This is a genomic window from Allobosea sp. P5_A5 (assembly GCF_056400625.1).
In genome coordinates, this window is record NZ_JBFUKY010000002.1 from 534,209 (window position 1) to 546,906 (window position 12,698).

The following is a 12,698-nucleotide window of genomic DNA, read 5'->3' on the forward strand; positions in this document are numbered from 1 at the left end:
ATGTTGTTTTTCAGTTGTTTGGACCGGGCGTGTCCTTTTGTGGGCACGCCAACCGGACGGCCTTTCCTGCCGGGGCGGCAGTTTCTGCCGGGTGGTTTACCGGCCGTTAACCATGCCGGCGCACCTTCCATCCATCCTCACGAGGCCGCCATGATCAGGATCGACCAGCGCGCGCCCGTCTCGAACGTCGGCCCGGCAAGTTCGGCGAGGCGCACGGGCGGTTCCGCCTTCACGCTTCCGACAGCCGACAGCGAAGCGCCAACGCGCGGCGCGGGTGTCGCGACGGCCGGCCCGCTCGACACCTTGCTGGCGGTGCAGGCCGATGGGGATCAGCAGGAGCGCAAGCGCAAACAGGCGCGGCGTGGGCACGACCTGCTGGACGGCCTGGATCGGCTCAAGGCGGCGCTCTTGTCCGGGCGTGTCCTGCCGTCCGAGCTGGACCGGCTCAAGAACGCGCTCGCGTTGCGCCGTGAAACAACCGACGACCCCCGCCTCGACGATGTGCTGGGCCATATCGAGCTTCGAGTTGCCGTGGAGCTGGCCAAGCTCGGTCGGTGACGCCGAGGCGTAGCGCGGATCGCTCCCGGGCTATTGCAGCTTGTATTTCAGCGAAAACATCGCCGTTCCCGTGGTCTGATAGTCGCTGGCGACCAGTGGCAGCTTGCGTGCCAGACCGAGATCGACCGATGCCTGCCATGGCAGGTCCGCCGCCTTTGCAAGATCGACGGAAAGCTTGACCTCAGGCGTCAGGGCCGAGCGCAACTCGCCGCCAGGCGCGAAGACGTAGTTGCTGTTGACGCCGAGCTGCGAGGTGAGCGTGAGATGAGGCAGCAACTTCTGCCTATAGCCGATGAGCGCATCGCCATTCTGTTCGGGAGAGGCACCGGTCGAGCTCGTTCCCGCCGTCGAAACACCCCAGATCAGGCCGCTGCCTGACGAGACCGGCTGTGCCAGACGCCAGCCGACGCTGGCATTGCGCGATGCTCCCAGCGGAGCGGGGCTGGTCAGGGTGGTCGACAGCGAGAAGATGTCCTGTCCGAGCTTGAACCCGACCGAGCGATCCCGGTCTGCTGTCGCCATATCGTCGCGGGAGGCAAAGCCGTTGCGGATGATGTCGATCGGGATGGCCGAACGCGCCTTCAGGTGGGCGCCCGAGGCGACTGCGGCCCGGCCTGCGGCAACCAACGAGGGATCGAAGACCACCGCGCTGGCGTCGCCCTGCTCTGGTACGGAAGCCAGTCCATAGACCCCGTCCTCGACGAGCGCGGCTTGCGGGATCGGAAGCTGCTGAAACGGCTGGATGGTCGATTCCTGAACCGCCAAATCCTGCGCCGCCTGTTCGGCGAATGCGCCCATCGGTGCACAAGCGGCCCAAGCCATGACGAGCGCCGGCACCAAGCGGGTTTGACCGGAGTGAAGGGATAAAGGCACGGCGTTCGTTCTGTCCGGGGCGAGTGGGAACTGGAACGTGGCCGGTGAAGGTGCTCATTTTGCGGCAGTGCAGCATTTTGCTGCGGGCATCGTGGCTTTGGAAAAGTGGTTTCCACTTTCCGGCCCGATGTTCTAGGAAGCGACCAGCTGCGAACCGGGCGAAGGCCGACGGGTTCGGATCGTCCTATCGCAAGAGAGCAGGGGTCATCGCATGAGCAAGATCAAGGTCGCAAACCCGGTCGTCGACATGGATGGCGACGAGATGACCCGGATCATCTGGCAGAAGATCAAGGACACGCTGATCTTCCCCTATCTCGACCTCGAGCTGGAATATTACGATCTCTCCGTCGAGAACCGCGACGCCACCGACGACCAGGTGACGATCGATGCCGCCAACGCCACCAAGAAGCATGGCGTCGCCGTGAAATGCGCCACGATCACGCCGGACGAGGCGCGCGTGAAGGAATTCAACCTCAAGTCGATGTGGAAGTCGCCCAACGGCACGATCCGCAACATCCTGGGCGGCGTGATCTTCCGCGAGCCGATCATCTGCAAAAACGTTCCGCGCCTGGTGCCGGGCTGGACGCAGCCGATCGTGATCGGCCGCCACGCCTATGGCGACCAGTACCGCGCTACCGACTTCAAGTTTCCCGGCAAGGGCACGCTCTCGATCAAGTTCGTCGGCGAGGATGGCGCCGTGATCGAGAAGGAGGTCTTCAAGGCTCCCGAGGCTGGTGTCGCCATGGCGATGTACAACCTCGACGAATCGATCCGCGATTTTGCCCGGGCGTCGCTGAATTACGGTCTGCTGCGCAAATACCCGGTCTATCTCTCGACCAAGAACACCATTCTCAAGACCTATGACGGGCGCTTCAAGGACATCTTCGAGGAGATCTACCAGACTGAATTCAAGGCGAAGTTCGACGAAGTCGGCATCACCTATGAGCACCGCCTGATCGACGACATGGTGGCCTCCGCGATGAAGTGGTCGGGCGGTTATGTCTGGGCCTGCAAGAACTATGACGGCGACGTACAGTCGGACACCGTGGCGCAGGGTTTCGGCTCGCTCGGTCTGATGACCTCGGTGCTGATGACGCCTGACGGCAAGACTGTCGAGGCGGAAGCCGCTCACGGCACCGTCACCCGCCATTATCGCGAGCACCAGAAGGGCCGCGAGACCTCGACCAACTCGATCGCCTCGATCTTCGCCTGGACGCGCGGCCTCAGCCATCGCGCCAAGCTCGACGGCAACGAGGATCTGGCAAAGTTCGCCAAGCTGCTGGAGAAGGTCACGGTCGATACGGTCGAGGCCGGCGATATGACCAAGGACCTCGCGCTACTGGTCGGCCCCGACCAGAAGTTCCTATCGACGACCGGCTTCCTCGAAAAGGTCAGCGACAACATGCGCACGGCGATGGCTGCCTAAGTCGGCCAGTTCCAACGCGACCATCGAGCCCGGCCGAAAGGCCGGGCTTTTTCGTCTGGATCGCCGCGCGCCCTGTCGCGCGCATGGCGGCGATCTGTCTCTTCGTTTCGGTCCGATGCTCTGGTGCGACGATCTCTGCGGAACGTTGGCTGCGAGACGACGTTTGAAGGAGGCGCCGCAATGCTGGTTCGGGCGGGCGAGATATTTCGGCGCAACGGCTGTCCTGGCCGGCTAACGAGACACCGCGAGACCGTTTTATCGCTGACCCATGGAGACGCTTATGTCCGATACCGCATCGCAGATGGACCTCGACGCGCGGATCGCGCTCATCCGCAACAATATCTCCGACCTGATGGAGCAGGCCGCAGGAGCGTCCGGGGCTGGCACGGAGGAGTCGATTGCGGAACGGCTGAACGAGCAGCAGGACGCGCTGGACGCGTTGCTGAAGCAGCGCGACGGGACAGGGCAGGGCTGAAAGTCCGCCGGCCGCTCATTCCACGATCAGCGGGCGCCTTGCGATGACGCGCAGGCCGCTGACCGGAGCATCCAGGACGTAGCGCAGTTCGTAGGCCCCAGGCTGCTCCGGCGCTTCCAGCGTCGCTTCCGCGTTTTCCGCCGGGAAAAAATGCGGTCCGTCAGCATCGGCTGGTGCATTCGGGAGAGCGATCATCACCCTGTCCCGCTCGCCATTGGGGCCGATGGCGCGGATCGGCACAGGCTTGCCGCGGCGGCCGCGATCGGGCGCTGCCAAGGTTGCAGCCGGTTCTGTCGTCGAGAGCGGTTGCCTGAGTTCGATTGTTGGGGAGCCGTCGCGATCTACCATCAACCGGAGTTCAAAGGCGCCCGCCACACCGGGCGTCTGCAAAACCGGCACCGTCGTTGTGTCTTGCAGCACGACGATCGCCCTGTCGGCCGGGTCGTCCGGTCTGGCGATCGCCAGCCTCGCTCCAGCAGGCGGGCTCGTCAGGAAGACACTGAGCGGCGCGCCGGCCATGATGGTGCGGGCTGCCGACATCCTCGGAGCGACGGTTGGAGCCGGCTTTTTCGGTTGGGCAAGGGCAGAGGCAGACCACAGGGCCGCCGTCAGAACGACCACGCGGCGCGTGAGAGGAGCCGCATGGCAGCCGGTACCCTGACCTGTCATTAGCCCATTGCGGCAGCGACGGCCTCGAGCGCGGCCTCCGCCTTGCTGCCATCCGGGCCGCCGGCCTGAGCCATATCGCGCCGCCCGCCGCCGCCCTTGCCGCCGAGTTGTTCGGAGGCGACGCGCACCAAGGCGACCGCGTCGAAGCGCTCCGTCAGGTCGGGCGTGACGCCGACGACGACGCCCGCCTTGCCGTCATCGGCGACGCCGACGATAACGACGACACCGGAGCCGACGCGGCCCTTGGCTTCGTCCGCGAGGCTTTTCAGATCCTTCATCTCGATGCCGGTGACGGCGCGCGCCAGAAGCCTGGCTCCGCCGATCTCGCGGATCGGGTCGCCCGCCTCGCCACCGCCGCCCATCGCCAGCTTTTTGCGGGCGTCGGTCAAGTCGCGGTCGAGCTTGCGGCGCTCCTCGATCAGCGCGGCAAGACGGTTCCCGGCCTCGGAAGCGGGCACCTTCAACAGGCTCGCCAGACCGTCGAGCAGGCGCGAATCTTCGTTGAGGCGCAGACGGGCGCCATGGCCCGTCATCGCCTCGAGCCGGCGCACACCAGCCGCGACCGCGCCTTCACCGACAACGCTGACGAGCCCGATATCCCCGGTGCGAGCGGCATGCGTGCCGCCGCAAAGCTCGACCGAATAAGCCCGGCCGGCAGGGTTCGTGCCCATCGCCACCACGCGAACCTCGTCGCCATATTTTTCGCCGAAGAGCGCCCGGGCTCCCGATGCGATGGCCTCGTCAACGCTCATCAGACGGGTGGTGACCGGTTCGTTTCTCAGGACAATCGCATTGGCGATCTCCTCGACCTCGCGCAGCTCCTCGGAGCTGATCGGCTTGGGGTGCGAGAAGTCGAAGCGCAGGCGATCGGGAGAAACCAGCGAACCCTTCTGCGCGACATGATCGCCGAGGACGAGGCGCAGGGCCTCATGCAGCAGATGCGTCGCCGAGTGATTGGCGCGGATGGCAGTGCGGCGATCGTGGTCGACGCTCAGCTCGACCGCCTGGCCAAGCGAAAGCTCGCCCTCCTTGACGGTGACGCTATGGGCAAAGACATCGCCCAGCTTCTTTTGAACATCGGAGATGGTCACCACGAGGCCCGGCGCCCGAGCGATCCCGGCATCCCCGACCTGACCGCCGGATTCGCCATAGAACGGCGTCTGGTTCACCAGCATCAGGCCCGTTTCGCCGGATTTAAGCGAGGCGACTTCCGCATTGTCCCGGATCAGAGCGGTGACGACGCCTTCGGCGCTCTCCGTGTCGTAGCCGAGGAATTCGGTGGCGCCGAGCTTGTCGCGCAGCGGGAACCAGAGCGTCTCGGTCGCGGCCTCGCCGGAGCCGGACCATGCGGCACGCGCCTTGGCCTTCTGCTGCTGCATCGCCGCGTCGAAGCCCGAGACATCGACGGTGATCTCACGGGCGCGCAGCGCGTCCTGGGTCAGATCCAACGGGAAGCCATAAGTGTCGTAGAGTGTGAAAGCGACGTCGCCTTTCAGGCTCTGACCGGCGGTCAGCTCCTTCGACGCCTCGTCGAGCAGAGAAAGCCCGCGCGTGAGCGTGGTGCGGAAGCGGGTTTCCTCCAGCTTCAGCGTCTCGGTGATCAAGGCCTCGGCGCGTAGCAGCTCGGGATAGGCGCGGCCCATCTCGCGCGTCAGCGCCGGCACGAGCCTGTGCATCAGCGGATCCTTTGCCCCGAGGAGCTGCGCATGGCGCATGCCGCGGCGCATGATACGGCGCAGCACATAGCCACGCCCCTCGTTGGACGGCAGCACGCCATCGGCGATCAGGAAGGCCGAGCAGCGCAGATGGTCTGCGATGACGCGGTGGCTGGCTTTCATCGGGCCATGGGGGTCGACCGACGTGAAATCGGCGATGGCTCCGATCAGGGCACGGAAGAGGTCGATCTCGTAATTGTCGTGCGTGCCCTGAAGGACCGCCGCGACGCGCTCCAGGCCCATGCCGGTATCGATCGAGGGACGAGGGAGGTCGGTGCGAACGCCGCCCGCCGCTTCCTCATATTGCATGAAGACGAGGTTCCAGATCTCGATGAAACGGTCGCCGTCCTCTTCCGGGGACCCGGGCGGGCCGCCCCAGATGTGGTCGCCATGGTCGTAGAAGATTTCCGAGCAGGGGCCGCATGGGCCGGTGTCGCCCATACGCCAGAAATTGGCCGAGGTCGGGATACGGATGATCTTGTCGTCGGTCAGCCCGGCGATCTTCTTCCAGAGGCCGTGAGCCTCGTCATCCTCGGAATAGACCGTGACCAGAAGCTTGTCCTTGGGCAGGCCGAATTCGCGCGTGATCAGGGTCCAGGCATGGGTGATCGCCTGCTCCTTGAAATAGTCGCCGAAGGAGAAGTTACCGAGCATCTCGAAGAAGGTGTGGTGACGAGCGGTGTAGCCGACATTGTCGAGGTCGTTGTGCTTGCCGCCGGCGCGGACGCATTTCTGGGCGGTAGTGGCGCGGGCGGAAGGACGCTTTTCCTGGCCGGTGAAGATGTTCTTGAACTGCACCATGCCCGAATTGGCGAACATCAACGTCGGATCGTTGCGCGGCACGAGCGGGCTCGACGGCATGATCTCATGGCCGTTTGACTTGAAGTAGTCGAGGAAGGTCGACCGGATCTCGTTGACGCCGCTCATCGCTATCTGGGCTCTACAATCAGGCACAAGCCGGGTGAGCCCGGCGGGAAGGACCGGTTCTAGTCAGGCGGCCGGCGCCTGTCCAGAAAGCTGGCGGCCGGTTCGAGGGGGCGATCTCGGCGGCAAAGAAAAGGGCGGCCGCGAGGCCGCCCTTCGGGTTCAGCATCGATGCGCGAGGCTCAGGCTTCGCCTTCATCGAGATCGTCGGCGGTCGGTGCCGCCTCATCCAGAATGCGATCGGCCACGAGCCCCGAATTCTGACGGATCGTCGCCTCGATCTTGGCGGCCATATCGGGATTGTTCTTGAGGAAGGTCTTGGCGTTCTCGCGGCCCTGGCCAAGACGCTGGCTGTCGAACGAAAACCAGGCGCCAGCCTTCTCCACCATGCCGGCCTTGACGCCGAGGTCGATCAGTTCGCCGACCTTGGAAATGCCCTCGCCAAACATGATGTCGAACTCGACCTGCTTGAAGGGCGGCGCGACTTTGTTCTTGACGACCTTGACGCGAACCTGGTTGCCGGTCGCCTCCTCACGATCCTTCAAAGTCGCGATGCGCCGGATGTCGAGGCGAACCGAGGCGTAGAACTTGAGCGCGTTGCCGCCTGTCGTGGTCTCGGGCGAGCCGTACATCACGCCGATCTTCATGCGAATCTGGTTGATGAAGATCACCATGCAGTTCGAGCGCGAGATCGAGGCGGTGAGCTTGCGCAGCGCCTGGCTCATCAGACGCGCCTGCAGGCCGGGCTGGACATCGCCCATTTCGCCCTCGATCTCGGCGCGCGGCGTCAGGGCCGCGACCGAGTCGATGACGAGCACGTCGATGGCGCCGGAGCGAACGAGCGTGTCTGTGATTTCCAGCGCCTGCTCGCCGGTGTCGGGCTGCGAGATCAGGAGGTCGTCGAGGTTCACGCCGAGCTTGCGGGCATAGACCGGATCGAGCGCATGCTCGGCATCGACGAAGGCGCAGACGCCGCCCTTCTTCTGGGCCTCGGCAATGGTGTGCAGCGCGAGCGTCGTCTTGCCGGAGGATTCAGGGCCATAAATCTCGATGACGCGGCCGCGAGGGAGTCCGCCGACGCCAAGGGCGATATCCAGCCCGAGCGAGCCGGTAGAAATGGTCTCGATCTCGATCGACGGCGCATTCTTGCCCAGCCGCATGATCGAGCCCTTGCCGAAGGCGCGCTCGATCTGGGAGAGCGCTGCATCGAGCGCCTTGGTCTTGTCCATCGAGGAGCCTTCCACGAGCTTGAGATTCGCTTGATTCACGTGTTCGGCTCCTTATGGCAGCGTGACGGGGACATCACAATGCGTCTTGACACCAGAATGGTCATGCTTTGTTCCTGTCAGCAAGTTCTTTTTTTGTTCTCCATGTCAGTTTGTGTCAGGAGAGCCTGGCGGCCGGGGTCGGGTCGCCAGCGGTAACCCGTCGAGCGGTCTCGTGCGGCCTCTATCCTGGCCCCGGGGCTCACGCCGCCACCTCGCGCCGCCCGGGAAAGACGGCCGTTTCGCAGCGTTTCATCGAGTTCCTGCCTGGCGTCAGCCCATGGCGGCCTTCACCGTCTCCACCAGCTGCTTCATCGTGAAAGGCTTGGGAAGGAACTGGAAGCTCTCGCCTTCCGGCAGGTTCTTGCGGAACGCTTCTTCGGCATAGCCGGAGACGAAGACGACCTTGGTGTCGGGATTGCGCTTGCGAAGCTCCCCGAGGAGGGTGGGGCCGTCCATCTCGGGCATCACTACGTCGGAAACGACGAGGTCGATTCGGCCGTCATTCTGCAGGAAGATGTCCAGCGCCTCGACGCCCGATGCCGCCTCGTGAACGGTATAGCCGCGCGAAACCAGCATGCGGGCGTTGAGCGCGCGCACCGCGTCCTCGTCCTCGACCAGCAGAATAATGCCGGCGCCGGTATGGTCAGCCGCGAGCTTCTTCGGCGCTTCCTTGGCCGCGGCCTCAGCGGCAATCTCCTCGGCGCTCGGCACATGCCGCGGCAGGAAGATCTGGAACGCCGTGCCCTTGCCGACGGTCGAGTCGACGAAGACGAAGCCACCGGTCTGCTTGACGATGCCGTAGACCATCGAAAGGCCGAGGCCGGTGCCCTTGCCAACCTCCTTGGTGGTGAAGAAGGGCTCGAAGATCTTGTCGAGATGCTCCTGCGCGATGCCGGTGCCGCTATCCTCGACCTCGAGCAGCACATAATCGTCGATCGGCAGCGCCTCATGCGCGAAGGAGGCGCAATCTTCGCGGGCCACGTTGCGGGTGCGCACGGCGAGCTTGCCGCCATTGGGCATCGCGTCGCGGGCATTGACCGCGAGGTTGACGATGACCTGCTCGAGCTGGCCGAGATCGGCCTTGACCGGCCACAGGTCGCGGCCCTGGCGGACGTCGAGCGTGACCTTGTCGGCAACGACCCGTTTCAGCATCAGCGAGAGATCCGACAGGACCTCTCCAAGTTCCAGCACCTGCGGGCGCAGGGTCTGGCGGCGCGAGAACGCGAGCAGCTGCCGGACAAGGGCGGCAGCGCGGTAGGCGTTCTGCTTGATCTGCATGATGTCCGGGAAGGACGGGTCAGTCGGACGGTGGCTCGCCAGCAAAAATTCGGATGCGTTGATGATGACTTGCAGCACGTTGTTGAAGTCGTGCGCGATGCCGCCGGCGAGCTGGCCGACAGCCTGCATCTTGCCGGCCTGGTCCATGTTGTCGCGCAGTTTGCGCTCGGCAGTGGTTTCCAGCGCGTAGACGATGGCGCGCTCGCCGTCGCCATCCTCGCTCGCTGCGACCGGGGAGAGGTAGAGCCTGGCCGAGCGGCCGTCCTCGCCTGCGAGCGAAACGTCGAGCGGCGCTGAGGCGGAGCGGCCCTCCATCGTCTCGACCAGCGCCTTGTCCAGGCCGGAGCCGGGCGTCACCAGGTTCTGGATGCCCGCCGCCTTGATGCCGGCCGGGGTCAGTCGGGCGAAGGCCGCGTTGGAGCGCAGGATGGCGCCTGTCTTGTCGACAGTCGCGATTGCCATCGGGGTCGAATGGAAGAACCGCGCGAAACGGACCTCGGCGTCGCTGCCGCTGTCGGCGCCCGCTTCCCCGGCGGTGCGGTTAAGGACGAGCGTGCGGGAGGGGCCGGCGCGGCCATCCTGCCCGAAAGCGACCTGATGATGCAGCCGCACCGGCAGCAGGGCGCCGTTGCGGCGTTTTAAATCGACGTCGAGGATCTCGATCCGGACGTCACCGGGCTGGCCGCGGATCGCCTGGACAAGCGCAGCGGCGGCCGGGGTACAGATATCGTCGAGCTGAAGCCCGCCGGAGCCGAAGCGAGCAAGGTCGAAATCGAGCCAGCCGGACAGCGTCGCATTGAGATAGGAGACTTCACCGTCGGCATCGATCGAGACGAAGCCGGCCGGTGCATGGTCGAGATAGTCGATCGCGTGCTGGAGCTCCTGGAAGGCGTTTTCCTGACGCTCGCGCTCCGGCGTGATGTCGGACACGGTCCAGAGCGTGGCGGTGGCGTTCTCGCGCCGAACGGGCGAGACGCGGACGCGATACCAGCCGACCTCGCCGCGTCCGCTCAGGGCCGGCTCCAGCCGAACCTCCTCGACCAGACGGCGATGCTCGCGGGCGGCAGTGGCGAGCCGGTAGATCGCTTCCGAGACGTCGGCGCGCCCGGTCAGCAGGCGCCCGACCGGCTTGAGATCGTTGGCGCCGGTGGCGCCCGCCAGCCGCAGATAGGTTTCGTTGGCATAGACGATGTCGTTTTCGCCCTCGGTGACGACGATGCCGTCGTCGGCGCCGTCCACGACGAGCTTGGTCAGATCGTTGCGCGCGGCGCGGCCTGCGAACTGGACGAGGCCGATCGCATAGGCGAACAGGCCGAAGACACCGACGACCGAAAGCAAGGCGAGCAGGCCGAGGATCAGCGGCTGCGCCCATTCGTTGGCGAGGAATCCGAGTCCGATCGCCGCGCCGACCAACAGGCCGGCGACGAGCAGGATGAGCCCGATATGGCCGGGCTTGTCGGACCGGTCGATCGCGCTGGTGGCCGTGCTTCCGCTCATTGCGGTCAAACCCGTTTCCTGGCTGCCTTCATCGCCACGCGTCCTGAAGGACGTGAAACCGCGATCAAGTCCTTTGTCTCAACACCAGATTCCCTAAGAAGTGGCTTCCCCTTCCTAGCCTGATGCTCTGCCCGGCGGCGTATCATTTGTCCCTATGGTCGAGTTAGGCGCGCCGGCCCTTCAGGCGCAAGACGTATCCGATGACTTCCGCCACCGCCTTGTAGTGTTCGACAGGAATTTCTCCGTCGATGTCGACAGTTGCGTAAAGGGCACGCGCGAGCGGCGGGTTTTCGACGATCGGGACGCGGTGTTCGCCGGCGACCTCGCGGATCTTCAGGGCGATCGTGTCGACGCCCTTTGCAAGGCAGAGCGGCGCGGCCATGCCGGGCTCGTATTGCAGCGCGACGGCGAAGTGGGTCGGGTTGGTGATGATGACGGTGGCCTTCGGCACGGCAGCCATCATGCGCTTGCGCACGCGGCTGGCGCGGATCTGGCGCAGCTTCGCCTTGACCTCGGGATTGCCCTCGGAGTTCTTGAACTCCTCCTTCATCTCCTGCTTGGTCATCTTCTGGCGCTGGTACCAGGAGAAGCGTTGCCAGACGAAATCGCCGATTGCGATGATCGCGAACAGCCCGAGCACCGCGCCCATCAGTCGGATCGCCAGCGACAATGTCGCCGGCATCAGCGCCGAGACATCCATCTCGGCGAAGTTCTCCATGCGGTCGTGTTGGTTCCAGAGCGTGATCCAGACAACCATGCCGATCAGCCCGGTCTTGGCGAGTCCCTTGGCGAAGTTGACCCAGGCCTCCTTGCCGAACAGCCGTTTCATCCCCGAAAACGGGTTGATCCGGTCGAATTTCGGCATCAGCGGTTCGAAGGTCCACAGCGGCTTGTGCTGCAGCATGGCACCGGCCAGCCCGGCGCAAAGGATGAAGGCGAACGGCATGCCCAGCGCCATGAAACCGGTGATGACGCCCTGACGCGTGACCAGCATGAAGCCGGCGCCATCGGCAGGAATCTGGTGAGCGTTCATCAGGAAGGAGCGCAACGAGACCATCGCGTCCCCCGCTGCCCAGCCGGCCGACACCAGCAAAGCCAGCGTGAAGCCGCAGAGCACGAAAAACGTGCCGATCTCCTGTGATTTGGGAACGTCGCCCTTCTCGGTGGCCTGCTCCAGCTTTCGCTGGGTCGGGTCTTCTGTCCTGTCTTCCTTGTCAGCTTCCTCGGACATGGCCCGTCAGCCTCCCGAGAACTGGCGCAGGAAGGTGCCGAGGTCGTTCGTGAAGACGCTCATCATGACGCCGAGCACGACGACGAGCATCAACATGCCACCGAAGATCGAGGCCGGCACAGCGAGGAAGAAGACCTGCAGCTGAGGCATCATGCGAGCCAGCACGCCCAGCCCCAGATTGAACAGCAGCCCGAAGACGATGAAGGGCGCCGAGATCTGCACCGCGATGGCGAAGCCTTGCGCCGCGGAGCGGACAGCCAGCGTCATGACATCGGTAAGATCGGGCGCGCCACCCGGCGGCAGCAGCCGGTAGCTCTCATGGATCGCGGCGATGGCGAGGTGATGCAGATCGCTGGTCAGCACCAGCGTGATGCCGAGCATCGTCAGGAAGTTGCCGATCGAGGGGTTCTGCGCCCCGCCGGTGGGGTCCACCGTCATGGCGTAGCCCAGCCCCATGGCCTGGGCGACGATGGTGCCGGCGGTCTGCAGCGCGGCCATGACCAGCCGCGCGCAGACACCGATAATCAGGCCGATCAGAACTTCGCCGACGAGCAGCGTCACGAGAGCGCCGAGATCCTGCGGGATCGGCAGGGACGGGCGTGCCATTGGCAAAATGACGAGCGCAATGAAGAAGGCGAGCGAGAGCCGCGCACGGGAGAAGATGAAGCGTTCGCCGATGCCCGGCATCAGCATCACCATGGTGCCGACGCGCGCGAAGACCAGCACGAACAGCGCACCGATCTGGGGCAGGATCGCGATCTGCATCGGGCCGGGGCCGGTTCCG

At 64.9% G+C, this 12,698-nt stretch carries 10 protein-coding genes; 3 read left to right on the forward strand and 7 right to left on the reverse strand.

The window, feature by feature from the left end; genetic code table 11:
* Positions 1–150 precede the first annotated feature (150 nt).
* Entirely contained in the window at positions 151–558 is a 408-nt protein-coding gene (locus AC1DR6_RS06145; protein ID WP_476828294.1) for a flagellar assembly protein FliX, read from the forward strand.
* Positions 559–588: 30 nt separating this feature from the next.
* Here AC1DR6_RS06145 and AC1DR6_RS06150 read toward each other — a convergent pair whose 3' ends face one another.
* The gene (locus AC1DR6_RS06150; RefSeq protein WP_476828295.1) at positions 589–1,380 is read right to left on the reverse strand and encodes a hypothetical protein; all 792 of its coding nucleotides are present in this window, start codon (positions 1,378–1,380) and stop codon (positions 589–591) included.
* Between the two features lie 262 nt (positions 1,381–1,642).
* Here AC1DR6_RS06150 and AC1DR6_RS06155 point away from each other — a divergent pair, with 262 nt between their 5' ends.
* Together AC1DR6_RS06155 and AC1DR6_RS06160 are read left to right on the forward strand one after the other, a co-directional pair.
* The gene (locus tag AC1DR6_RS06155; protein ID WP_476828296.1) at positions 1,643–2,857 is read left to right on the forward strand and encodes an NADP-dependent isocitrate dehydrogenase; all 1,215 of its coding nucleotides are present in this window, start codon (positions 1,643–1,645) and stop codon (positions 2,855–2,857) included.
* Between the two features lie 280 nt (positions 2,858–3,137).
* Positions 3,138–3,332, forward strand: a complete 195-nt coding sequence (locus tag AC1DR6_RS06160) for a hypothetical protein (protein WP_476828297.1) — start codon at positions 3,138–3,140, stop codon at positions 3,330–3,332.
* A gap of 15 nt (positions 3,333–3,347) precedes the next feature.
* Here the strand turns inward: AC1DR6_RS06160 and AC1DR6_RS06165 are convergent, their stop codons facing one another.
* The 6 genes from AC1DR6_RS06165 to fliR all read right to left on the reverse strand — a co-directional run bounded on the left by AC1DR6_RS06165 (position 3,348) and on the right by fliR (position 12,679).
* Complete coding sequence (locus tag AC1DR6_RS06165; protein ID WP_476828298.1) at positions 3,348–3,872, reverse strand: hypothetical protein; 525 nt, start codon at positions 3,870–3,872, stop codon at positions 3,348–3,350.
* 128 nt (positions 3,873–4,000) lie between these two features.
* Positions 4,001–6,643: an alanine--tRNA ligase gene (gene alaS / locus AC1DR6_RS06170; protein ID WP_476828299.1), complete on the reverse strand. Its 2,643-nt coding sequence runs from the start codon at positions 6,641–6,643 to the stop codon at positions 4,001–4,003.
* A 179-nt stretch (positions 6,644–6,822) separates the two neighbouring features.
* Positions 6,823–7,908, reverse strand: a complete 1,086-nt coding sequence (gene recA / locus AC1DR6_RS06175; RefSeq protein WP_476828300.1) for a recombinase RecA — start codon at positions 7,906–7,908, stop codon at positions 6,823–6,825.
* Between the two features lie 270 nt (positions 7,909–8,178).
* Positions 8,179–10,683 (reverse strand): cell cycle histidine kinase CckA, encoded by a 2,505-nt coding sequence (cckA, locus tag AC1DR6_RS06180; RefSeq protein WP_476828301.1) that lies wholly within the window; start codon positions 10,681–10,683, stop codon positions 8,179–8,181.
* 163 nt (positions 10,684–10,846) lie between these two features.
* Positions 10,847–11,914 carry a flagellar biosynthesis protein FlhB gene (gene flhB / locus AC1DR6_RS06185; protein WP_476828302.1) on the reverse strand — a complete coding sequence of 356 codons (1,068 nt, stop codon included), beginning with the start codon at positions 11,912–11,914 and terminating at the stop codon, positions 10,847–10,849.
* Positions 11,915–11,920: 6 nt separating this feature from the next.
* The gene (gene fliR / locus AC1DR6_RS06190) at positions 11,921–12,679 is read right to left on the reverse strand and encodes a flagellar biosynthetic protein FliR (protein ID WP_476828454.1); all 759 of its coding nucleotides are present in this window, start codon (positions 12,677–12,679) and stop codon (positions 11,921–11,923) included.
* Between the last annotated feature and the right edge of the window lie 19 nt (positions 12,680–12,698).